This is a genomic window from Bartonella sp. JB63 (genome assembly GCF_002022665.1).
Taxonomy (GTDB): domain Bacteria; phylum Pseudomonadota; class Alphaproteobacteria; order Rhizobiales; family Rhizobiaceae; genus Bartonella.
This window is the reverse complement of the sequence record NZ_CP019788.1, coordinates 1246687-1271192: the sequence shown is the minus strand read 5'-3', so window position 1 is coordinate 1271192 and position 24506 is coordinate 1246687. Positions and strand designations below refer to the sequence as shown.

Below are 24506 nucleotides of genomic sequence, written 5' to 3'. Positions count from 1 at the left end.
TAATATGGTGAGTGCAATATCATCTTTAGGTGTTAAAGTAGGGCATGCTGCATATAGCTATGTAGATCATAAATTTGATGTTGTTGTTGTTGGAGCTGGGGGAGCAGGTTTACGTGCAACCCTTGGTATGGCTGAGCAAGGATTGAGAACAGCGTGTATTACAAAGGTTTTTCCAACTCGATCGCACACGGTTGCGGCACAAGGTGGTATTGCAGCATCTTTGTCGAATATGGGGCCTGATAATTGGCAATGGCATTTATATGATACGGTGAAAGGTTCTGATTGGCTCGGCGATACCGATGCAATGGAATATTTAGTGCGAAATGCACCAGCTGCTGTTTATGAGCTAGAACATTATGGGGTTCCTTTTTCACGTACAAAGGAAGGAAAAATTTATCAGCGTCCTTTTGGTGGTCATACCACAGAATTTGGTGAAGGACCGCCGGTCCAACGCACTTGTGCGGCAGCTGATCGTACTGGTCATGCAATTTTGCATACACTTTACGGACAAAGCCTTAAGCATAATGCTCAGTTTTTTATCGAATATTTTGCACTTGATTTGATTATGACAGGTGGCGTGTGTACAGGTGTTGTGGCTTGGAATCTTGATGATGGTACAATCCATCGTTTTTCTGCAAAGATGGTTGTTCTTGCAACTGGTGGTTATGGACGAGCTTATTTTTCAGCGACGTCAGCTCATACATGTACAGGAGATGGTGGCGGGATGATTGCACGGGCTGGATTACCGCTTCAGGATATGGAATTTGTTCAATTCCATCCTACGGGTATTTATGGTTCTGGTTGCTTAATTACAGAAGGTGCACGTGGTGAAGGCGGCTATTTAGTTAATTCTGAAGGTGAGCGCTTTATGGAACGTTATGCACCATCCTTTAAGGATTTGGCTTCACGCGATTTGGTTTCACGTTGTATAACACTTGAAATTCGTGAAGGGCGTGGTGTTGGTGCGAAAAAAGATCATATTCATTTGGTGCTAAACCATATTGATCCCGCCATATTGCATGAGCGTTTACCGGGGATTTCTGAATCAGCCCGAATTTTTGCAGGGGTCGATTTGACCAGAGAGCCAGTTCCTGTTTTGCCAACAGTTCATTATAATATGGGTGGTATTCCTACCAACTACTATGGGGAAGTTTTAAACCCAACAGCTGATTCTCCTGATCGTGTTCAACCAGGTTTAATGGCTGTAGGTGAGGCAGGATGTGCATCTGTTCATGGTGCTAATCGTTTAGGATCAAATTCATTGATTGATTTAGTGGTATTTGGACGTGCTGCTGCAATTCGTGCAGGCGAAGTCATAGATCGCAATGCAGAGATCCCAGCTATTAATGAGGATGCAGTTGATAGGATTATAGCACGTTTTGACCGTTTACGTTTTGCTAAAGGACAGGTTCCAACAGCTATATTGCGTGAGAAAATGCAACGTGCAATGCAAGAGGATGCTGCAGTATTCCGTACAGCAGATTCTTTAGAACAAGGATGCCAACGGATAAGTAAAATTTGGGATGAACTTTCTGATCTTAAAGTTACAGACCGTTCACTTATTTGGAATTCTGATTTAGTGGAAACATTGGAGCTTGAAAATTTGATGGCCAATGCAATTACGACTGTTTATTCTGCAGCAGCTCGTTTGGAAAGTCGTGGTGCGCATGCACGAGAAGATTATCCAGAGCGTGATGATAAAAATTGGCGTCGCCATACACTTTCGCATCTGTCAAAAAATGGAAAGGTGACGTTATCATATCGTCCTGTTCATGTTGATCCATTAACGTCTGAAGAGAATGGTGGTATAGATTTAAAGCGCATTATGCCTAAAAAACGCGTTTACTAAGGGGAAAGAAAGTTATGGTACAAATTAGGCTTCCCAAAAATTCTCAAGTTAAAGCTGGAAAAGTTTGGCCTAAACCTGAAGGTGCTACGCATTTAACAGAATTTCATATTTATCGTTGGTCACCTGATGATGAGGATAATCCTCATCTTGATACTTATTATGTGGATCGCTCAGTTTGTGGTCCGATGATTCTTGATGGACTCTTATTTATCAAGAATCATATTGATCCAACTTTAACACTCCGTCGATCATGCCGTGAGGGCATTTGTGGTTCATGTGCGATGAATATTGATGGAACCAATACATTGGCTTGTACTAAAGGAATGGACGATGTAAAACATCCAATCAAAGTCTACCCGCTGCCTTCTATGCCTATTGTAAAAGATTTGGTTCCTGATTTAAAGCGTTTTTATGCACAGCATCGTGCCATTGAACCTTGGCTTAAAACTGTTTCTCCTAAACCTGCAAAAGAATGGTTACAAAGTTATTCTGATCGTCAGAAAATTGATGGTCTTTATGAATGTATTCTTTGTGCATGCTGTCAAACGTCGTGTCCAAGTTATTGGTGGAATGGTGATCGTTATTTGGGGCCTGCTGTTTTACTGCAGGCTTATCGCTGGATTATTGATTCTCGTGATGAAATGAGTGGTGAGCGCCTTGATGATCTAGAAGATCCTTTTCGTCTTTATCGGTGTCACACGATTATGAATTGTGCACAAACCTGCCCGAAAGGCTTAAATCCAGCTAAGGCAATTGCTGAAATTAAAAAGCTTATGGTTGAACGACGTCTTTAAAAGTTTATCAATTAAAATAGAAAAAAGTATTTATTCTTTGATAATAAGTGGATCAGATGTAGATATAAAATCTTTGTATATTTACTGTTATGGAAATTGTCTGTAGGGAGGTATCATTATTACCATTTCTAGCGAATTGAGCTTTGAATATATTAAAAACGATATGCTGAAACTTTTAAGGTTGATTTTTATTTGAAACTGTATTTATGGCGAAAATCTAGTGTTATTTATTGGTCTTTTCTGAGATTTTTTTGATTTTCGAAGAAAGAGAATCATGGTTATTGTATTTGTTTTACCGCTTTATTCTGAACAATTATGTTTTATGAATTTATGATATGATTATTACACGTTGATGGTGCAATACCACAGTCTGGGAAATCTTCAAATTCTAGGGTTAACATTCTTTATATGAAAATTGTAGTATATGGCGTTGGTGTTTATGAAAGAGTGCTCTTGTGTTTGAATGCTTTTCTTTTTGGTTAAATGATTGTGCAAAATCACTTCTATAGTTTAACACATGCAGTAACTTTAAGGATTAGATTATTTTAATTCGTATTGATTTATATTCTTTTATTTTTGAGGGTTATAATCTATTATGTTATTTCTACTTCTAATTCTTCAAGTTTATAACCTCTTTTTAACCATTCTTTTATCCACTTAGGCTTACGCCCTCTTCCATTCCATAATTCCCATTGATTATCTGGATTTCTATAATGGCGCTCTTTTTTAACAAGATCGGCGATATTGATTCCGTGTATATTGGCAATTTCAAGGATTTTTCGCCGTGCATTTTGCTTATCTTTCACTTGTCTTTTTTTCAGTTCTGCATCGATTTGAGCACGTATTTCCCTTAATTTATCAGGATTCATATTTTTGAAATTATACACTTTCTTATCCCCCCCTTAAAAAGAATTATGGTTAGTCATATTAAATATAGTAGTAGTTCATTCTTAGATTGCCTTATTTTTATCAAAATTACGATCTTGATAGATATGAAGATACATTTTTATTTATATCAATTTTTCTCTTTCCATTGCATCTATCATATCTATGACCTGTACCAATATGGCTTCAGCTATCGATGATCGCCATTATGGAAATTGGGCTTTGCTAAACCATGTTCGATCAACTAGTGAGTATAAGTTACCAATCTATAAATTATGGAAACTTTTGATAAAGGGCAAGCCCTCCTTTGGCAGTAATATTGTTGTTTATTGCAATAATAGTCAGTGTTTATGCAGCATTGTATAGATTCATTCTGTACATCTTTGTAGGAAATAGAATCAACAAGAGATGATGTTATGTTGTTGATTGTAGTGTGATAAGGAAAATGACTATGGCTTCTATCATTATTTTTCGTATAATGAGAAAAGCTGTAATGATATTAAAGAATGTAGGAAGTTTAGCCATTTGTATGTAGATTGAAGGTTTTTATTCTCTTCAAATTTGCAGCCATATAATTTTAATGGAAAAATTGGTGGGAGTTGTAGGTGGGGAGCAATGATTACGGTTTTTTATAGATAAAATTTTTGCATTGTAGATTAATAGATTTTATAAGTCTTGCTGCCATGTTTACAACTGCTGTTTATTAAATAATTTTTTTCATTATAAAATAATTATATCGTTTATTTACTATAAAATGACTCTTCATTAAGATTGAAATTGCCACGAATAACGCTTCTCTTTTTAAGAAAATCGAGAAAGATTATTTCAGCTTTTTTGTACAGAAATTTCAATGTAATATCTCTACAATAGATAATGATAATTGAAAGCGGTTATTTAACTCTTGATGTTTGAAGATACCGTTGAATTATTGATCGTCTTAGGCGTAATGGATAAAATTTTGATTGGTTTGATGTGTCTTTTCAAATTTGCGTGATTTATACAAAAATCTTAAGGTTGTGCAAGCAGTTTTCTCTCATTTTTATGGATGAATTTTGTCTAATATAATAACAGGGCAAGCTTTGTTGAAGACTGCATGAAGTTGTTACAATATGAGGAATTTAAAACGCGATCTTTTTTAACGATTACGTGAAAAAGTTACTTTGTATATTGAGGTAAGAGTTTTTGCTTTTAGTTCTTATGGAAGATAAACTACGAAAGTTTATGCTACTGAATGCTATAATGCAAGAAAAGTTTGTAAAATACAATATCTGAAAAATTTCATGGGGAATTAGAGATGTATTTATCCATAAAATAAGGCTATTTGTGAATCTTTTTTATGGATTTATGGGAAGTAATAAAAACGGTAAAAGAAGTATTTATTAATGAAGATTAGAGTTTTGATAAGGTAAGTTTTGCGACAGATAGAACAGATGGATAAGAAAATGTTAGACTCTGTTTAATAAATTGGACAGAATTTACTTCAATCTAAGGGCTAAAGATTATGAGAATGATAGAACAAAAAAGCGTTGATAGAGCGTTTAGTCAGAAAGTAGCTCGAGATATTACAGTAGTAATGCGTTCAGAAAGAGAATGGCATTTTACATTTGTTGCAGATGATCCAATAACTCAAAAATCCTATAAATATATGCTTATGACGCAAAGAGGAAAATTGAGGATTTGGGCTAATCCAAAGCATCCTTTTTGTTTTCTTAAAGAGAGAGGTGTTATTTGTGGCAATTTCAGTCTTGATGAGAAGTAATTTTATGGAAAATAATACGAGATTTTTCTATTCTAGTGATGCAATGAATATTTACTAATGACCGATTTTTTGGAGTCAAAATAGCATCAAGTTATGCTAAGATGATTTTAGAAACGAATAAGGATAACCTTCCTTTAATTATTTCTGTGATAGCAAATTGTTGTTCTCTGCTTGGTGGTTATGTAGTTCGTTTTATTGAAAAAGAGATGCTTGTACGGTGAATTTTGGGAGGCTTTGTTGGAGCTTCAAAGGCTTTTGTTTTTGGATTATTATAAACGAATTATTCCAAAGCAGCTCTTTGAAATAGGAATATATCCGTGAAAGTTGTTTTCTGGAAAAGGAGTATTATTGTTTAACTTCATTGAACCATGACAAAGAATGACAAGTTTTTTAATGAAGCCAATTTATATAAAATAGAATACCATAAAGCCTATAGCTAATATTTCGTTAATCTCATTTTAAAAATTTGTCCATTCGTGTTTGTATAAATAGCTTTCGAAGCTGTTACTCTATAATGATATAAAAATGCTCTTATCGCGTAATTGAGTTAAAAAAATATTTGGTTATTTTTTCGTAAATATTTTGTCTTACCCCTTATAATAATTCAGTCATTGTTTTAATTATGTAAAGAGTATACACTTTAAGCTTTAGCTAAAATAGCAGTGCTTTCTTTTAAAAATAGAAGATTTAAGGGGTTGATTTTAAATTGTTAGATTGGAAGCCCACGGAGAAGACGTGGTGCGTTGGAAGTGAGACCAGAAGCTTCTTGAATAAAATATTTTTTCATTTTTGGCATCTGATTAATAAGTCCAAGACCAACATCGCGAAATATACGTAAGAGTAAGATATCATTAGAGAAGAGTCTGTTGATCCAATCATTACTAAAAGCCATTCGTATAGTTTCAAAACGTCGCCAACTTTGATAACGTTGGAGAGTTGTCATTGATCCAATATCAAGACCCAATCGTGCTGTCTCAATAATGACTTCGGCTAAAGCGGCGCTATCACGAAGTCCTAAATTGAGACCTTGTCCTGCAATGGGGTGGATTGTATGAGCAGCATCTCCTATGAGAGCAAAACGAGGTTTAATGCAATGCTCTGCTAAAGAAAGGATTAGGGGAAATCCCTGACGTTCACCATTCCACGAAAGTTTTCCAAATTGATGACCAATACGTTTTTCAATTTCCTCTTCAAAAATCAGAGCATCGGCTTTAAGATAATATTGAGCAATATGGTGTTTTTCATTCCATACAATAGCCGATCGGTTGCCTTTGAGAGGTAAAAGAGCAAAAGGTCCAGTGGGGAAAAAATGTTGGATTGCTTGACCATGGTGGGATTTTTCATGTTCGATAATGCATGTAATTGCTGTTTGCATATAACAATGAGAAAAGCTTTTAAGACCAGCTTTTTCTCGTAATTTAGAGTGTGTTCCATTAGCTGCTACCAGCAATTTTGTTTGCCAAATTTCTTTATTATTTAAGGTGACTGTTGTATAGTAGTTTTCTTGGTGAAAATGAACGACGGTGGTATTTTCGATAAAAGAAATATCGAGATCTTTTGCACGTTTTTTTAAAGCATTGATGAGCCTTTTATTTTCAACCATACTTGCAAAGGGCTCATTGGGTGTTATATCTCCTTCAAATGTTAAAAAAGTTGGTTTAATGGGATCATTGATGCGTGCATCGGTGATCGTCATTGAATAGATAGGTTGGGCATAAGGTTTGATATGCTTCCAGCACTGTAATTGTTCAAGCATACGAATAGAAGCGGCGGCAAGAGCAAATGCTTGTGTATTTTTGGTAGATGTGTTTCTTTGGGAAGTGGCATCAACAACGTTTATTCTCAACTCAGGAGCAGCATTTTTGAGAGCGACGGCAAGTGTCAAGCCAACAGCTGCACCGCCTGCAATAAGCAGATCACATTGTTTTGTTGTTTGATCGATATAGGAAGTCACTTTGTTTCTTTCAATTGTGGGCAGTTTTAATCTTAAATGATATTGATATTGACCTTATTATCACTTTTTTTGCAGTCTTAAAGAGAAATTGTTGTGATTATATTGGTTAAAACGGTATTAATATTTTTTTATGTTATAAATTTTAGATATAACTCTTAATATTAAGGGTTTTATGTTTAGGATTGATGAATGCATCAGGGTTCTTCTCTTTATGATTTGCCAAAAAAGCTAGAATATCGGAATTCGCGCTTTATTGAAATATTGTTGCGACAAATAGGGGTTTTAATTGGGTTGTGTCTTTTAGGACTCTTTATTTTTTGTATTTTAGCTCTAGCAACGTGGAATTTTGCAGATCCATCATTGACTTATGCCAATGCTAATCAGATCACTAATCTTATGGGGTGGCCTGGTGCGGTTTTTTCAGATCTTGCTATGCAACTTTTTGGTTTGGCAAGTCTTGGTATTTTGTTGCCTCCATTATTTTGGTCACTTTTGTTACTTGCACAAAAAGGTATCCATAATTTTATTTTTCGTCTTTTTTTGTGGTTGGTTTCAACGATTTGGTTTACCGCTGCATTTGCTTTAATGACTCCTGTTGCGTCTTTTACAAACTGGCCATTGCCAATTGGTCTTGGGGGCGTTTGGGGAGATAAGATTTTAAATGTTTTTTCTTTATTTTTATTCTCTTTTTCTTCACCTGTGGAGAGCGTGTTGTGGGGTATTTTTTTAGTGTTTGTCAGTTTTGTAATAGCCATTTTTGCTGGCAATGTAGTATGGAGACATCAGGTCGATATAAGCGAAAGCGAACCAGTTCATGTGGATCCAGTTTTTAAGATATTGGAAAGTGAAAATTATTCTAATAATGAAGTCCATGGTAGTTTTTTCTCTGCAGTTTTTGGAGCAGTTTTGCATTTTATTTATTTTTTACAAGCCCGTATTGGGCGTTTTTTTTCGTTTACGAGTTTATTTGAAAAAACGGACAATTCATTTGATCGAGTTGAGCCAGTTTTTTTTGATGAAAAAAAACCATTTCAGGATTTCCAAAATAAAGCTGTTTCTACTTCTAATAGCAGTGTTTTAAAGTCTTCAAAAGTACGTTCAAAATATCATTTTAACCTCCCTCTATTGGATTATCTCACTGTTCCTCCATCGGCAACGAAAGATATGCGGCTTTCCCCTGCCATTTTAAAGGCCAATTCTCAGGAACTTAAAAGTGTTTTATTAGATTTTGGAGTTAAGGGAGAGATTATTGATGCACGTCCTGGTCCAGTTGTAACTTTGTACGAATTTGAGCCAGCTGCTGGCATTAAATCTTCGCGTGTTATTGGGTTAGCAGATGATATTGCTCGCTCCATGCGTTCTATTTCGGCACGCGTTGCTGTAGTTCCAGGGCGTAATGTTATTGGAATAGAGTTGCCTAATGCATCTCGGCAGATAGTCTATTTGCGGGAAATTTTACAAGCACGGGAATTTTTTGATACCGAGGCAAAATTAGGGCTTGCATTGGGTAAAACAATAGGGGGTGAAACAGTCGTTGCAGATTTAACAAAAATGCCTCATCTTTTAGTGGCAGGTACGACGGGATCGGGTAAGTCTGTTGCTATTAATACAATGATTTTATCGCTTCTTTATCGTTTAACACCCGAACAATGTCGTTTAATTATGGTTGATCCTAAAATGCTCGAACTTTCGATTTATGATGGTATTCCTCATTTATTGACACCCGTAGTGACAGATCCTAAAAAAGCGGTAATTGCTCTTAAGTGGGCTGTGCGTGAAATGGAAGAGCGCTACAGCAAAATGTCAAAAGTTAATGTTCGTAATATTGATGGATTTAATACTCGTTTAAAAGAAGCACAAAAACAAGGTGAAATATTAACACGGACAGTTCAGGTTGGATTTGATCACAAAACTGGTGAACCATTATATGAAACAGAAATCCTCGATTTAAATCCTCTGCCTTATATCGTTGTTATTATTGATGAAATGGCAGATCTTATGATGGTTGCTGGTAAAGATATTGAAGGAGCGGTGCAACGTTTAGCTCAAATGGCGCGTGCTGCTGGTATCCACGTCATTATGGCAACACAACGTCCTTCAGTCGATGTGATTACGGGAACAATTAAAGCTAATTTCCCGACACGTATTTCTTTTTCTGTGAGTTCAAAGATTGATAGCCGAACAATTCTTGGTGAACAGGGAGCTGAACAATTATTAGGGCAAGGGGATATGCTATTTATGATGGGAGGAGGACGTATTCAACGTATTCATGGGCCTTTTGTGGCAGATGATGAAGTTGAACAGGTTGTTGCGCATCTGAAAGCGCAAGCACAGCCTAATTATTTGGAGACTATTACACAAGAAGTTGCAGATCGTGAAAGTGATGTTTCATCTGTTTCTTCTTCCTTAGAAGATGAGCCTTATAGGCAGGCTGTGATGGTGGTGCTGCGTGATCGTAAAGCTTCAACTTCTTATATTCAACGCCGTTTAGGTATTGGTTATAATCGTGCTGCTTCATTGATTGAACGGATGGAAGAAGAAGGGATTATTAGCCCAGCCAATCATGCAGGAAAACGGGAAATTTTAGTGCCTGCTACAGAAGAACCATTTTAAATAAAGTTTTTAAAGATATATTTTTAGAGAGTCTTTATCATCCGTTGTTTATATAAAAATTAATAGAATAAGCACATGAGGAGCATTGTTTATGAGGGTTTATTTTTTGTTATTAAGGAGAACATTTAGTATTATTTTGTTATTTTTTTTGTTGATTGGTTCTGCTTTTTCACAGTCGGCGAAACAATTAGCTCGAGCTCAGAATATTGCTAATCATTTTGCGGCTATCAAAACAATGACGGGTGATTTTATTCAATTTAGTCCAAAGGGAAAAATAACTAAGGGAACATTTTATTTGGAGCGTCCAGGGAAGATTCGTTTTAATTACAAAGGAGTTCCGCTGCAGATTATCGCAGATGGCAAATCTGTAGGGGTTAACAATCGCGCTTTAAATACGTGGAACTTTTATCAGCTTTCTCAAACACCAATGAAGCTTTTATTAGGTGATACAATTAGTTTATCGTCAGCAAATTTATTAGCATTTCGTGAAAATCTGGGGACAGTAATGATTGTTTTACGGGATAAAACGATTGGCAGAGGGCATATAAAGATGATCTTTGATTCTCAAAGTTATGCGTTGCTGCAATGGATAATTCTTGATCAGCAGAATTTAGAAACTACTGTTCAAGTGATGAATGTAAAGACAAACGTTAGATTCGCTGATGGAATGTTTACAATTCCTTATAAAAATACTGCGATGTTAAGGAGTTGGAATAACAATTAATGCTTTTTCATATAGCTACTTGGAATATTAATTCTATTCGTTTTCGTCTTTCGCAGGTTCTTCAGTATTTAGATATTTGTTCTGTAGATATTTTATGTCTACAAGAGACAAAGTGTCCAGATGATTTATTTCCACGTGAGTTTTTTGAAGCAGCAGGGTATCAATATATTGCGTTGAACGGTCAAAAGTCTTACCATGGTGTAGCAATCATTTCTCGTTTGCCTTTTGTCAGTGTTGAAAAGCGTTTCTTTTGTCAAAAGGAAGATTGTCGCCACCTTTCAGTTGTTATTGAACTTCATGGGAGGAGAATTCGAATTCATAATTTTTATATTCCTGCCGGTGGAGATGAACCCGATGTAAAAAAGAATGAGAAATTTCGTCATAAACTTGATTTTTTAGAAGAAATGTCTTCTATTTGTGCAGATCAGGGAGATGGCTTAGAGTCTCTTTTGTTGGGTGATCTTAATATTGCTCCTTTGCCAGAGGATGTTTGGTCTCATAAGCAATTATTGAAAGTTGTAAGCCATACGCCGATTGAAACAAAGCTTTTACAAGCTTTATGTCGTGAAGGTGGGTGGGTTGATTTGATGCGGATGAAATTTCCAGTTCCTACCAAGCTTTATACGTGGTGGAGTTATCGTGCACGCGATTGGGCACGTGCTGATCGCGGTCGACGGCTCGATCATATTTGGTCTTCTCCAAATTTAGCGCTTTTCGTTAAGGATCTTTCAATTTTTCGTGATGCACGAGGGTGGTCTCAGCCTTCAGACCATGTTCCAGTACAAACTTTATTTGATTTTTCAGGTGATTTAAAATAAGCATTAAATGAGGAAATATAATGGATTGATTTTTGAGGAATGTCGAGGAGTAAATGGGGATCAGTAATTTAAAACAGATTTTATTGAAAGGGTTTTTGTATATTTTTTTTTCTGTTTTGACAGGGTGTGTTGTTGGTCCTGATTATCGTAAGACATCTTTTTCTGTTCCAGCAATTTGGGGGCAACATTTTTCTGCACAAACTTCTAAGCATCCGGTTGCATTTGCGGGCTGGTGGCGAAATTTTAATGACCTGATTTTAGATGAGCTGATTAATGATGCAATTGCCGCAAATAATAGTGTTGCAGTTGCTAAGGCTCGGGTTCGTGAAGCACGAGCTAGTTTAGGACAGGTAACAGGGTATCTTTCACCGAGTATTTCAAGTTCAATTGTAGGCAATCATAGTTCTAGCCAGCCGGATATTTCTTTAAGCCGATATCATAGTGGTTTTGATGCAAGTTGGGAACTTGATCTTTTTGGAGGGCATAAACGAGGAATTGAAGCTGCACGTTATGGTCTTGATGCGACTGTGGAAGATCTGCGGGCTACGATGGTCACTCTTTTAGGAGATGTCGCAACGAATTATGTTGAAATGCGTGGTTGGCAACAGAAACTATCGATTGCACGTTCTATTGCTTCATTGCAGCGTAAAACTGTTAAATTAATAGGGGCTAAATTGGAGGCTGGTGATATCTCAGAGCTGGATAATTCAAATGCACAAGCGCAAATGATCAATACAGAGGCAGATATTTTACAGATGGAAGCAAATTTATCGATGAGTATTCATCGTCTTTCCGTTTTAACTGGGCGTGTGCCTATGGCATTGCAGGATTTTTTGCAAAAAAGCGCTCAAAATAAACAGATCCCACAGCCAAAATGGCCAATTTCTTTAGGAATTCCAGCTGATATTTTGTTAACACGTCCAGATTTACGACGTGCGGAACGTCAATATGCTCAGGCAACAGCGCGGATTGGTCAACGTGAAGCAGATCGTTATCCTTCATTAAGCTTAACAGGTAATATTTCCACAACAGCAGAATCCATTGGTCAATTGGCGAAAAGTTCAACGATTGGTTGGTCTTTTGGACCAAATATTCGTTTTCCTTTTTTTAATGGGGGGCAAGTGGTTGCTTCTGTTGCTGTAGCACGTGCTCAGCGTGATCAGGCTTTTATTACTTATCGGGCAGCAGTATTGGGGGCTTTAGAAGAAGTAGAGAATGCATTGGTGCAATTTTATAAAGAACAACAGCGTTTAAAAAAACTTTTGGCTGCAAGTTCAGCTTATTCACATTCATTGCAGCTTTCACAGGGCCTTTTTGAAAGTGGAAATACCAGCTATCTTGAATTACTCAATGCTCATCGCTCCTATTATTCTTCACAAATGGCACTGAGAGATAGCCGTATTGCTCTGGCTAAACACTATATTGCACTGATGAAAGCATTAGGAGGAGGATGGAATGGTGTGGTTGATGTTTCTCGTCCAGAAGTCGTTGATACGGTTACCAATTTAAATGTGAGAATAGGGCGATGATAAAATATTTTATGATGAAATATTTAACCATAAAACGTAAAAAGCTTTTTTTATTTTGCGTTGTGGTTTTTATCATCTTGGTTTTTAAGATACTCTCTGCTTTGTTTGGGAGTAAAAATACAGCAAATTATATGACAGCAGTGGTTATGCGTGGTGATATTGAGGAAACGGTTTTAGCTTCTGGAATCGTGCGTCCTTATCGATTGGTTGCTGTTGGTGCGCGCGCAACAGGACGTGTAGTTTCTGTCCGTGTTGCATCTGGAGATGTTGTGCGAGAGGGAGATCTCTTAGCGGAGATTGATCCTACGGATCAGGAAAATGATCTGAAAAGAAAAAAAGCAGTTTTGTCCTATTATTACGCGAGTTTAAAGGAGCATGAAGCTTATTTGATGCTAGCAAAACAAAATTTAGCACGTCAAAATAAAATGATTGAAACACAGGCAGTGTCACGTGCTAATTTTGATGATGCAGTAACACAAGTCAAAATACGTGAAGCTCAAATTGCTCAACTTCAAGAACAAATTGTACAAGCACAAATTGATGTGAGAAGTGCAGAAGTCAATTTAAGCTATACGAGAGTAACAGCACCCTCTGCAGGAACAGTTTTAGCGACAGTTGTTGAAGAAGGACAAAATATTAATGCAGCTCAATCAGCACCAACAATTGTTATTTTAGGAGATTTGTCAAAAATGACAATTACGGCACAAATTTCAGAAGCGGATATTTTGAAAGTTCAGCCTGGACAAGATCTTTATTTCACAGTTGTAGGAGATGCACGGCGCCGTTATAAGGGGACATTAGAAACAATAGAGCCTGCTCCTGAAGCTATTCGTAATGATATTAATATTAATCCTAACATTTCATCAAGTTCTGTAGCGTCATCGGCTATCTATTATAACGGGCTCGTACATGTTGACAATAAAGATCGTTTTTTGCGCACTTATATGACAGTTCAGGTGAGTATTATGTTAGGGCGCGCTCAAAATGTATTGTTGGTTCCAAGTGATGCTTTACTCAATGAGACGAAAGAAAATAAAGCGTGGGTACAGGTCTTGATTGGTCGAGACAAAGTTGTTGCAAAACAAGTAACTGTTGGACTGAATAATAAAGTGATAGCTGAGATTGTTTCTGGGCTTAATGAGGGTGATGTGGTGATTGTTGGTGCACAAGATGAGTTGCTAGTTTCTTCTGGTTTACAAAGTGAAAATGAGATCTAAGGCATGACAACAGAATCAAAAGATACTGTTCTTGTGTTAGAGGATGTTGTGCGTGAATTTCCTGCAGGTGAGACATTGATCCGCGTTTTAAAAAACATCAATTTAACCATTAAGCGTGGGGAGATGGTTGCAATTGTAGGAAGGTCAGGCTCAGGAAAATCCACGTTAATGAATATTTTAGGCTGCCTTGATCGACCAAGTTCAGGGCGTTATTGGATTTCTGGTAAAGAAATAGCTTTGCTTTCAGCAGATGAGTTGTCAGCTTTGCGACGCGATCATTTTGGTTTTATTTTTCAGCGTTATCATTTGCTCAGTGAATTAACAGCTCTTGGGAATGTTGAAATCCCAGCTATTTATGCAGGCTGCTCAGCAGAAATAAGGAAAAAACGTGCAAAGAGCCTTTTAACACGCTTAGGAATGCATGATCGAATGAATTATTATCCCAATCAGCTTTCAGGGGGGCAGCAACAACGTGTTTCAATTGCTCGTGCTTTAATGAATGATGCTGATATTATTCTTGCGGATGAACCAACCGGTGCTTTAGATAGAAAAAGTGGTCAAGAAGTTTTGCATATTTTAGATGAGCTTCATCAAGAGAGACGGACTATTATCATTGTAACCCATGATATGAAGGTGGCTGAAAGGGCAGATCGTATTATTGAAATCAGTGATGGGAAGATTATTTCCGATAGTATGCCAAAAACTAAAAAAACAAGTAGTAAAGGAGAATTTCTTCAAAAAGAAGATGATCTAAAAAATACACAACAGTTGGGGATTTTTCGTGCTTTTATGGGACGTTTTCGTGAAGCATTTGTTATGGCTTTATTGGCAATGAATGCCCATCGAATGCGGACTTTTTTAACAATGCTTGGGGTGATTATTGGTATTTCTTCAGTTGTTGCAATGGTCGCTTTGGGAAATGGTACTCAGAAAAGAATTCTTGAAAATTTAAAAAGTTTTGGGACCAATACTTTGACAATCCTACCAGGTAAAAGCTTTTCTGATCCACAGTCGGGAAAAATAAGCAGTTTAGTGGAGACAGATGCAGAAGCGTTATCTGAATTGCCTTATGTTGCTGGTGTCACATCTCAGATTTCAACGAGTTCAATGGTATATTATGATGCAATTGAAACAAAGGCTGTTGTTGTTGGTGTAGGAGAACAATTTTTTCGAATACAAGGACTTAAAATAATTAAAGGAAGGTTTTTTGATCAATCAAGCGTGCGTGATCGAGCTGTTGATTTAATAATAGAAAAAGAAGCACTTGCTGTTCTTTTCCCCAATAGTCAAGAAAACCCCATTGGAAAAATTGTACGTGTGGGTAATGTGCCGGCACGTATTATTGGTGTTTTGGATTCACAAGATCATGGAGGGGTATCAGACACAATAAAGATTTATTTGCCTTATACGGCAGTACAAACGCGCTTTCTTGGTAGAGCAGATGTTCGTGCTATTATTCTTAAAGTGGTTGATAATGTCGATTCACAATTAGCAGAAACTATGATTCGGCGTTTGTTAATTATGCGTCATGGAAAAGAAGATTTTTTCATTAGAAATTCAGAATCATTTCGTAAAAAAATTATGGAAAGTACAGCAATTTTAACAATTTTAGTGACTTCAATTGCAGCGATCTCGCTTTTTGTGGGTGGAATTGGGGTGATGAATATTATGCTGGTCACTGTTGCTGAGCGAATTAATGAAATTGGAGTACGTATGGCGATTGGTGCGCGCCAGAGTGATATTTTGCAACAATTTTTAATTGAAGCGGTTTTGATTTGTGTGATTGGTGGAAGTTTAGGGGTTTTCTTTGGATTTATTATTGGAGGCTTATTTGTATTGGGAAACTCTCCTATCGAATTCATTTATACATCGCGTTCAATTGTAATAGCTGTTCTTTTTTCAGCTTTTATTGGGGTGTGTTTTGGTTTTTTTCCAGCACGAAAAGCTTCACGACTTGATCCTGTTGTTGCCCTTGCACGTGATTAAGAAATCTCATTCAATGGATGAGGGATCTTTTTGTGATCGTAAGAGAAAGGGGCGATATCATCCAAAATAAAGTATTGAAAAGTTTCTGGAACATTAAGAACTTAAAATATTTATGATTTAAAGTAGGTAGATCAAAAAAAATCGATTACACAAATTAACAAAGACATTTGAAAAATTTTTTTATAAAGAAGATAATATCATTCTTATTTTTACACAGATGTTTTTGATATATTCAAGTGCAAGAAGACGTATTTGATGGGCTTGTTTTATCCAATTATCTGAAACGTCTTGTTTAATAGGATAGGCAATAAAATTGATGTTAGGCATTAAATATTGGAATTCAAGTAAAGAACGAATTATATGATAATCATGAGTGACGATATAGAGTGTTTTATAGCGGTGCTTTTTGACCCAATTAGCACTTTCTTCAGCATTCCCTTGCGTATTGATTGCCTGATGACCAATATCAACACAACAGGAGAAGAGTTGAGGATTGATGTTTATCATACGGATCAGTTTTTTGGGATGTGTTGTTGTATTCACTCCGCTGATTAATAGTCGCGAACCAAGGCCTTTTTCTAAGAGTTTTAACCCTGTTTCTATTCGGTTTTTCCCTCCTGTAAGGACAATGATTGCATCGACTTTCGGTAAAGGGGTTGGGGGAGTAAAGCGTCCAACTTTTTCAGTAAAAGCAATAAAAGTAACACAAAAAATCAAAATGATCATCAAAATAAAGAGTACTGTTGGTGGCAAATAATGAAAAAAGCGTTTACGTTGTTTTGTAACGCTTACTTTATGTTCAGTAAGAAAGCATTGCGGCTTATCATGGACATTAGGGTCAGCAGTATCGTGGGTCATAAAATTAAAATAAGTCGTTTTCGCATTGGTCGATTTGTTTAAGTTGCGCTAAAATAGTAATTCGATTGGTTAGTGTTGTGACGATAGCTATACAAAGAATGAGAATGCAAATTTTTCCATAGGTATTGAAACTCATGGAAAAATTTCCAAACAAAGCGATGACTTGATGCATTTTTTCTGTCCCTAAATTATATTTTGTCCAGAAAGAAAAAGCATTAAAGAGCAGTGTACTTATCACACTGCCATATAATGCGCCGTGGAGTGCAGTTTTAAAAAAGTGCCAATCAAATTGTTGGGCAATGAAAGCGGTTTCAGTACCAAGAAAATATAAAACATTAATAATATGAGCGTTTTCTGCCAATGCATTGCGTGTTGCGAAAATAATTGTAAGGCTCAGTGAGCCAAGAATGAGAGCTAAAATTGCAAAACCAATAAAAACAGTTGTTTGCGCCATAGTGGTAAATCGATTCACCCAAAAGTGGTGATCATCAAATTGACCTCCTGGGATTTTCGTTTTAATGGCGTGGCTGATTGCTTGAAAATTAATTTTTTCATTTTCTTTTAAAGTGACGATGATTAATCGGGGAATAGGAAGTTCTTTGAAGGATAAACCTGATCCAAGCCATGGTTCAAGCAATTTTTCAGTGGCTTTTTGATCGACAATTTTTGCATCTTGTACCCCTCGAAATGTTTTCACTAATTTGACGGCATCATGAAGAGTTTTTTCAATATTAATATTTTCAATTGGACGGATTTGAATTGTTGCTTCATAGCTAATTTGACTATTCCAATTACTAACAGCGCGCTGCACTAAATCAACACTGCTTAATGTTAGGCTTGAAAGAAACGTCATGATAGCAATGGCTGCAACTAATGCTTGTCCAGAGATATTTCTACTAGGAATAATAGGCGTTCTTTTACTTTTATTAATTGTAAAGATGCGTTTTGGAATATAGAAAATGAGGGAAAGTTTATTCATAAATTGTCATCCGTCCCTGGTGAAGAATCAAACGCTGTGCTGCAACTTGCTCCATTAATGAGATATCGTGGGTGGCAATGATGACAGCTGTGCCAAAACGATTTAATTCAATAAATAAACGAAGCAGACGTGATGCCAAAGATGGATCAACATTTCCTGTGGGTTCATCTGCGAGAAGAATTTCAGGTTGATCAATAAGAGCACGTGCAATTGCCACTCTTTGCTTTTCTCCACCTGAAAGAACGGGTGGTAAAACGTTAATATAATTGCCAAGACCAACCCATCGTAAAAGGTCTTCTACTTCACTACGATAAGTTGCTTCTTCTTGTCCCCTGATGCGTAAAGGCAAAGAGACATTTTCATAAGTTGTCATATGATCAAGCAACCGAAAATCTTGAAAAACAACTCCAATACGTCGTCGCAAAGCAGGAAGTTCTTGTCGTTTAAGTAATGCTGTGTCATTTCCGAATAAATCAATATGACCACGGGTTGGTTTGATTGCAAGAAATATAAGACGCATCAGTGATGTTTTTCCTGATCCAGAAGCTCCAGTTATAAATTGAAACGATCCTTTGGGAATGTGAAAACTGATATCGCGGAGAATCTCAGGCCCCATTCCATAGCGCAGACCAACATTTTCAAAACGAATCACTTTGTAATTACCACTTTTGTTTTTGTAGTGAATATTATAAGAATTCTCTCTTAATATTTTACTTTATATTTGCGATCTTTTTTCATTTTTATTGTTCTATTGAGGAACAGTCTCAATTATTTTCTGTATTTTGCTGGTTAGCAATAAGATCATTGATGATTTGTGTTCCGGCAGGAGTTGAAACGTCTCTCAGGATATCAAGATTATTGTCAGTAATTTTTCGTAAAACGCATTTCATAATTTTTCCTAATTGTATTTTGGACAGTTGAGCGGTAAATTGAAGTTTATCTATTGTAGAATCCCAATTTCTTTTCTTAATATCTTGAATAAGATTTTGGCATAATTTCTTACTTGATATCATCTCTTACATTAGGGTTACAAAACTTATAAATTCCCTATCCTTTAAATAAATTGAGGGTATTCTATGTCACTCGCTTCTAAAGCATAAAAATGTGAAACAAGGGTCGATTCAAACTCAGTGAGCCTTAGTCTGTGAACGAAAAATTAAGTATATCATCAATTTGTCCTATAATCCAATAATAACCACCGCTATCATATTTACAACTATCGCTTGAAAATTTTCCTTTATATATATGTTTGTGTTTGTGGAAAAATACGTTTGTATAGAGTGCTTATGATTATTATAAAAGGTACGCATTTGGCTAAGCCATGAATTAGTAATACAAAGACTTTCTTCTCCTTCTTTCTCCTATCAAAACATTTCCATAAGCGTCGATAATTTGTAAACGGATGGCAAAAATGGATGTGTAGCTGACGCCAGTTTGAGCGTTGTGGTTCGGGAGAGGGGAGTGACATCTGTTCTCCTGTTTCCGTTTGCTACCATGTATCAAGAATAGTATAGTACAACCGTTATTTCAAAAAGTATGATGGAATCATTCCATGCTTCTGAATTGATTGGTTTGCCTACTGTTTTCCTAAGAGGCGTAAAGATATTCTTTGAGAGCGTTTGACATATGAATCTCTCGTACCCATTAAAGCACGAAGGGCCGTTGGTGCGGTGTGAGATATATTGACTTGGTATTTATCGACAATGTCCTAGAATCTACATTTATCAAGAAAAGTTGGTGTGCCTTCGAACATTAAAATGGTGGTACATTATATAAAGGGTCCATATATGAGGTAATAGTAGATAGTAATCCAGCTAATATAAAGTGGTACACTAATTAATTTCATAGGATGATATTCGAAAACATATTGATGTGTCATCAACACAGAGATGAGATATCTGCCTGTTGTATGCAAAGCACTTTTTTCTTGTCAATTCTAAGGTTTATAGAATAAAAAGTGGATCTTCAGCATTTATTTTTTCTTAAGGACAATCAGTTAAAGCATGAGGCACCTTTTTATGATGCCATAAATCACGTTCTGCAACTGTGCATTGTATAACGCTGATATGGTTGACCATTTACATTGTGACGCGCTGCTGGCTGTATGGCTGTATGAGTGGCTTGATCAGCATTAATGATAAAGGTCAGATTTACAATCTGATGAGAGGTCGGGCAATAGCTTTTGCAGAAAAGCCAGCAAAGATGACTGAATGAACAGTACTAATACGGGCATATGCGAGCATAGTATAAAGGAGTGCTTAAGGAATCATTAGCAGGTAGATGGTGACTCTATTTCTTTTTTTCATACGTTCTTTATAATAAGGATGAAAATTCTCTGTTTAGCTGAGGCCTCGTAGGTTTGAATAGTTAATCTTGTGCCATAAATATTATAAAAAAGCTTTTTTATGTGTTTTTGTAAAGAATGAAAAGGCTTAAATTAAATAAGAAAATGATTAAAGGGGACGGTTTCCAAACAAAGCAGATCCAATCCGAAGAACATTTGCGCCAAATTGAAGAGCGATTTTAAAGTCATTAGACATGCCCATAGAAAGTTTTGAAAGGTTCGTTTCTTTTGCAAGTTTTGCTAAAAGAGCAAAATAAGGACCAGGATTTTCTTGAACTGGGGGAATCGCCATCAGTCCAATAATATCAAGTCCATAATTATTTTTGCATTGAGGAACAAAAGCTCTTACTTCTTGCGGAGCAATGCCACTTTTTTGTGGTTCTAATCCTATATTGACTTGAACATAACAGGGGAGGTGCTTTTTCTGCTTTTGCATTTCTTTGGCTAGGTTTTGGGCTATTTTTTCTCGATCAACAGTTTGAATGACATCGAAAATTTTAACAGCTTCTGCTGTTTTATTGGATTGTAAAGGACCAATAAGATGAAGCTCGATTGTCTTGAATTTTTGTCGCAAGGGAGGCCATTTTTTGACTGCTTCTTGCACGCGATTTTCAGCAAAAATAGATTGTCCTGCTTGCAGAAGAGGAACAATATTGTCTGCAGAAACAGTTTTTGAAACAGCGATGAGTTGAATATTCTCTAAGGGACGATGATAGTCCTCACATGTTTTGGCAATATCTTGTTTAAGGTTTTTCCACGCCTCAATGGAGGAAATATTCTGTGTATTCATAGGGTTATACTTTCTGTTTTTATGCAGTAGTTGGATAATTTTTTTTATAAAGCTATTAAAAATAATTAATGAAAAGGTTGACGATAACATTAATCCATGGTGAATCTTTATTAGAATTTTGAACTTAATTTTATAAAGAGTATAATAGGAATGATGAGTGAACGCTATAATCCACGTGCACAAGAACAAAAATGGCAAGCGATTTGGGATGAAAAGAAAATTTTTCAAACCACTGATGATAGTGAACGTGAAAAATATTATGTTTTAGAGATGTTCCCTTATCCTTCTGGACGCATTCATATGGGGCATGTGCGCAATTACACTATGGGGGATGTTGTTGCTCGATATAAGAGGGCAAAGGGATTTCATGTGCTTCATCCAATGGGATGGGATGCTTTTGGAATGCCTGCTGAAAATGCTGCTATGCAAAATAAAGTCCATCCTAAAGTATGGACCTATGAAAATATCACGGTCATGCGAAAGCAGCTGCAGCAATTGGGCTTTTCTTTGGATTGGTCCCGTGAATTTGCTACATGTGATGTAGATTATTATCATCGTCAACAAATGCTGTTTCTGGATTTTTATCAGAAGGGGCTTATTTCACGTCAGGTAGCTAAAGTTAATTGGGATCCTGTTGATCAAACAGTTTTAGCTAATGAACAGGTTGTTGATGGTCGTGGTTGGCGTTCTGGTGCGTTGGTTGAACAACGCGAATTAACACAGTGGTTTTTCAAAATCAGTGATTTTAGTGATGATTTATTGGCAGGGCTTGAAAAGCTTGATCAGTGGCCGGAAAAAGTACGCATTATGCAAAAAAATTGGATTGGAAAATCACAAGGACTTCTGATTCGTTGGGCTTTGCATAAAACCAATACAGTGGATGATATCTGTGATGCATTTGATGAAATTGTTTGTTATTCAACACGTCCTGAGACTCTCTTTGGTGCTTCTTTTTTAGCACTTTCTGTTGATCATCCAATTGCGAAGGCTTTAGCGCAAAAGGATAAAACACTTGATACTTTTATCAAAGACTGTCAGTGTCACGGTACTACAGAAGCGGCATTTGAGACAGTGGAAAAACAAGGATTTCGTACGCCACTTTTTGCTATTCATCCTTTTGATCCGACGGTGCATCTTCCTGTTTATATCGCTAATTTTGTTCTCATGAATTATGGAACAGGAGCTGTTTTTGGATGCCCTGCTCATGATCAGAGAGATTTGGATTTTGCACGAAAATATAATCTTGCTGTGCGTCCAGTAATTGTACCAAAAGGAAGTGATGCTGAGAATTTTGTCATTGCTGAAACAGCTTATACGGGCGATGGCGTGATGATTAATTCAGACTTTTTAGATGGTTTGACACTGCAGGAAGCTTTTCAAATGGTTACTGAACGGCTTGAGAAACAGTTGCTCAAGGACCATTCTCAAGCACAAAAAACAGTGCAATTTCGATTACGTGATTGGGGAATTTCACGTCAGCGTTATTGGGGTTGTCCGATCCCTATGATCCATTGTACGGCTTGTGGTGTCGTTCCTGTTCCGCGTGCTGATTTGCCCGTTGTGTTGCCCGATGATGTCAATTTTGATCAGCCTGGTAATCCACTTGCACGTCATGATGAATGGCAAACAGTGGTTTGTCCTTCTTGTGGTCAGTCAGCAAAACGTGAAACCGATACAATGGATACTTTTGTTGATTCTTCTTGGTATTATGCGCGTTTTACTACACCTCATGCTCAAGAACCAATAGACCAGAAAGTAGCAGCACAATGGTTACCTGTTCAGCAATATATTGGTGGTATTGAGCATGCGATTTTGCATCTTTTATATGCACGTTTTTTCATGCGTGCGATGAAGATGATAGGCTATGTTTCGGTAGATGAGCCTTTTAAAGGTTTGTTTACGCAAGGTATGGTTGTTCATGAAACCTATCAAGATGAGAAAGGGTGGGTTTCGCCGGCAAATGTCGTAATCGTTGAAAAGGATGGAAAGCGTTGTGCCTATAAGCTTACCGATCAAAGTGAAGTAAGGATTGGTTCAATTGAAAAAATGTCCAAATCAAAAAAGAATGTCGTTGATCCTGATGATATTATTGCCTCCTATGGAGCGGATACTGTACGCTGGTTTATGTTGTCGGACTCTCCTCCTGAGCGTGATGTCATTTGGTCGGAATCTGGAATTGAAGGGGCGCACCGTTTTGTGCAGCGTGTTTGGCGTTTAGTGGCTTTAAGTGCTCCGGTTTTAAAGGAGGTAAAGTCATGTGCAGGACAGCAAGGAGCTGCTTTGGAGCTTTCCAAAGCGGCCCATCGCACACTTTGTGCTGTAGAAGATGATTTAGAAAAACTTGCTTTTAATCGAGCTGTTGCACGCCTTTATGAATTATTGAATGTGATAGCTTCCTCTTTAAATAAGATAGAAAATGCTGAAGATGAGATGAAGTCTGCATTGCGTCAAGCAGTGGATTTTTTCATTGCAATGATCGCTCCTATGATGCCTCATTTAGCAGAAGAATGTCATGCTGCTTTGGGTGGAAAGACACTGATGTCGCAGTGCGCTTGGCCTGCTTATGATTCTGCATTAACGGTTGAGGAATATATTACTCTACCGGTACAAATTAATGGCAAAAAGCGGGGTACTGTAACTCTTGCTGCGGTTGCTGATAATGCGGCAATTGAAGAAGCTGTTTGTGCTCTTGACTTTGTCCAAGCACAATTAGCTGGAAAATATATTAAGAAAATGATTATTGTTCCAAAAAGGATTGTTAATGTCATTATTTAATGGATTGATTGCTGCTGTTTTTTCTTGTTTGTTCGCTCTTCTTAGTGGGTGTACCATTGAACCACTTTATCGTGAAGTCTCACAGGTGTCGACACCCACGATTTCTCTTTTGCATGGTGGTGTATCAGAAAGGATTTCTAAAGGACTTTCTGAGAAATTTGCAGCCATTGTAATTGAAGAGCCCTCTGATCATTTTAGTCAAATGGTGCGTAATCATTTGCTGTTTCTTCTCTATGGACATGGAGGAAAGCCTTCTGTACCGGTTTATCAGTTGTCATTGCAAACATCGGTTTTTACACGGACATCTGTCGAAATAGATAGTGACCAGGAAGGGGATGGAATAGGACGCTCTTCTGTAGGGACAATCGTGAGTAGAGCTTCTTATATTTTAAAGAATATGAAAAATGAATTTATCGCAAAAGGGATAGGAACAATGAGTGCCTCCTTTAATCGACTTCGTCAAGAATATGCAACGGTGCAAGCTGAGAAAAACGCGCAAAAACGCGTTGCTGAAGAATTGGCTGAACGCATTTTTATGTTGCTTGCAAAAGATCTTGCAAAAATTTCTTCTTTTTAAAAGCTCAAATTCTTTAAATGTTAGAAAATGTTGTATGTTTCTCATGAAAAAGTTT

At 36.9% G+C, this 24506-nt stretch carries 18 protein-coding genes and 1 pseudogene; 11 read left to right on the top strand and 8 right to left on the bottom strand.

The window, feature by feature from the left end; translation table 11 throughout:
* Window positions 1–4 precede the first annotated feature (4 nt).
* Entirely contained in the window at window positions 5–1849 is a 1845-nt protein-coding gene (gene sdhA, locus BJB63x_RS05585) for a succinate dehydrogenase flavoprotein subunit (RefSeq protein WP_078719341.1), read from the top strand.
* A gap of 14 nt (window positions 1850–1863) precedes the next feature.
* Window positions 1864–2643: a succinate dehydrogenase iron-sulfur subunit gene (locus tag BJB63x_RS05580; RefSeq protein WP_078719340.1), complete on the top strand. Its 780-nt coding sequence runs from the start codon at window positions 1864–1866 to the stop codon at window positions 2641–2643.
* Window positions 2644–3236: 593 nt separating this feature from the next.
* Here BJB63x_RS05580 and BJB63x_RS05575 read toward each other — a convergent pair.
* Entirely contained in the window at window positions 3237–3530 is a 294-nt protein-coding gene (locus BJB63x_RS05575; protein ID WP_078719339.1) for an H-NS histone family protein, read from the bottom strand.
* A 1499-nt stretch (window positions 3531–5029) separates the two neighbouring features.
* Here BJB63x_RS05575 and korA point away from each other — a divergent pair.
* The gene (korA, locus tag BJB63x_RS05570; protein ID WP_078719338.1) at window positions 5030–5287 is read left to right on the top strand and encodes a KorA family transcriptional regulator; all 258 of its coding nucleotides are present in this window, start codon (window positions 5030–5032) and stop codon (window positions 5285–5287) included.
* Window positions 5288–5996: 709 nt separating this feature from the next.
* Here korA and BJB63x_RS05565 read toward each other — a convergent pair.
* Complete coding sequence (locus tag BJB63x_RS05565; RefSeq protein ID WP_078719337.1) at window positions 5997–7241, bottom strand: ubiquinone biosynthesis hydroxylase; 1245 nt, start codon at window positions 7239–7241, stop codon at window positions 5997–5999.
* A 189-nt stretch (window positions 7242–7430) separates the two neighbouring features.
* On the opposite strand from BJB63x_RS05565, the gene BJB63x_RS05560 reads away from it, so the two are divergent.
* From BJB63x_RS05560 to BJB63x_RS05535, 6 genes are all read left to right on the top strand, one after another.
* Window positions 7431–9854 (top strand): FtsK/SpoIIIE family DNA translocase, encoded by a 2424-nt coding sequence (locus tag BJB63x_RS05560; RefSeq protein ID WP_078719336.1) that lies wholly within the window; start codon window positions 7431–7433, stop codon window positions 9852–9854.
* A 91-nt stretch (window positions 9855–9945) separates the two neighbouring features.
* The gene (locus BJB63x_RS05555) at window positions 9946–10578 is read left to right on the top strand and encodes a LolA family protein (protein ID WP_078719335.1); all 633 of its coding nucleotides are present in this window, start codon (window positions 9946–9948) and stop codon (window positions 10576–10578) included.
* Window positions 10578–11396, top strand: coding sequence for an exodeoxyribonuclease III (locus BJB63x_RS05550; RefSeq protein WP_078719334.1), 819 nt, complete (start codon window positions 10578–10580; stop codon window positions 11394–11396). The genes BJB63x_RS05555 and BJB63x_RS05550 overlap by 1 nt, the downstream gene beginning before the upstream one ends.
* Window positions 11397–11449: 53 nt before the next feature.
* Window positions 11450–12925, top strand: a complete 1476-nt coding sequence (locus BJB63x_RS05545; protein WP_078719333.1) for an efflux transporter outer membrane subunit — start codon at window positions 11450–11452, stop codon at window positions 12923–12925.
* A complete protein-coding gene (locus BJB63x_RS05540; protein ID WP_078719332.1) occupies window positions 12922–14142 on the top strand; it encodes an efflux RND transporter periplasmic adaptor subunit in 1221 nt (406 codons plus the stop codon). The genes BJB63x_RS05545 and BJB63x_RS05540 overlap by 4 nt, the downstream gene beginning before the upstream one ends.
* Window positions 14143–14145: 3 nt before the next feature.
* Window positions 14146–16128, top strand: coding sequence for a MacB family efflux pump subunit (locus tag BJB63x_RS05535; RefSeq protein ID WP_078719667.1), 1983 nt, complete (start codon window positions 14146–14148; stop codon window positions 16126–16128).
* A gap of 180 nt (window positions 16129–16308) precedes the next feature.
* Here the strand turns inward: BJB63x_RS05535 and BJB63x_RS05530 are convergent, their stop codons facing one another.
* The 6 genes and pseudogenes from BJB63x_RS05530 to BJB63x_RS05510 all read right to left on the bottom strand — a co-directional run bounded on the left by BJB63x_RS05530 (window position 16309) and on the right by BJB63x_RS05510 (window position 21099).
* Window positions 16309–16986, bottom strand: a complete 678-nt coding sequence (locus tag BJB63x_RS05530; RefSeq protein WP_078719331.1) for a YdcF family protein — start codon at window positions 16984–16986, stop codon at window positions 16309–16311.
* A 4-nt stretch (window positions 16987–16990) separates the two neighbouring features.
* Window positions 16991–17965 (bottom strand): cell division protein FtsX, encoded by a 975-nt coding sequence (locus BJB63x_RS05525; protein ID WP_078719330.1) that lies wholly within the window; start codon window positions 17963–17965, stop codon window positions 16991–16993.
* A complete protein-coding gene (ftsE, locus tag BJB63x_RS05520; protein ID WP_078719329.1) occupies window positions 17958–18617 on the bottom strand; it encodes a cell division ATP-binding protein FtsE in 660 nt (219 codons plus the stop codon). Before ftsE ends, BJB63x_RS05525 begins: the two co-directional genes overlap by 8 nt.
* A gap of 112 nt (window positions 18618–18729) precedes the next feature.
* On the bottom strand, window positions 18730–18855 hold the full coding sequence (locus BJB63x_RS06720; RefSeq protein ID WP_257787811.1) for a hypothetical protein: 126 nt from the start codon (window positions 18853–18855) through the stop codon (window positions 18730–18732).
* A gap of 519 nt (window positions 18856–19374) precedes the next feature.
* Window positions 19375–20271, bottom strand: a pseudogene (locus BJB63x_RS06815) (AMP-binding protein); the annotation flags it as partial.
* Window positions 20272–20418: 147 nt separating this feature from the next.
* The gene (locus BJB63x_RS05510) at window positions 20419–21099 is read right to left on the bottom strand and encodes a YggS family pyridoxal phosphate-dependent enzyme (RefSeq protein WP_078719327.1); all 681 of its coding nucleotides are present in this window, start codon (window positions 21097–21099) and stop codon (window positions 20419–20421) included.
* A gap of 150 nt (window positions 21100–21249) precedes the next feature.
* Between BJB63x_RS05510 and leuS the strand changes: the two genes are divergently transcribed.
* Window positions 21250–23874 (top strand): leucine--tRNA ligase, encoded by a 2625-nt coding sequence (gene leuS, locus BJB63x_RS05505; RefSeq protein ID WP_078719326.1) that lies wholly within the window; start codon window positions 21250–21252, stop codon window positions 23872–23874.
* On the top strand, window positions 23861–24451 hold the full coding sequence (locus BJB63x_RS05500; protein ID WP_078719325.1) for a hypothetical protein: 591 nt from the start codon (window positions 23861–23863) through the stop codon (window positions 24449–24451). The genes leuS and BJB63x_RS05500 overlap by 14 nt, the downstream gene beginning before the upstream one ends.
* Window positions 24452–24506: the final 55 nt, after the last annotated feature.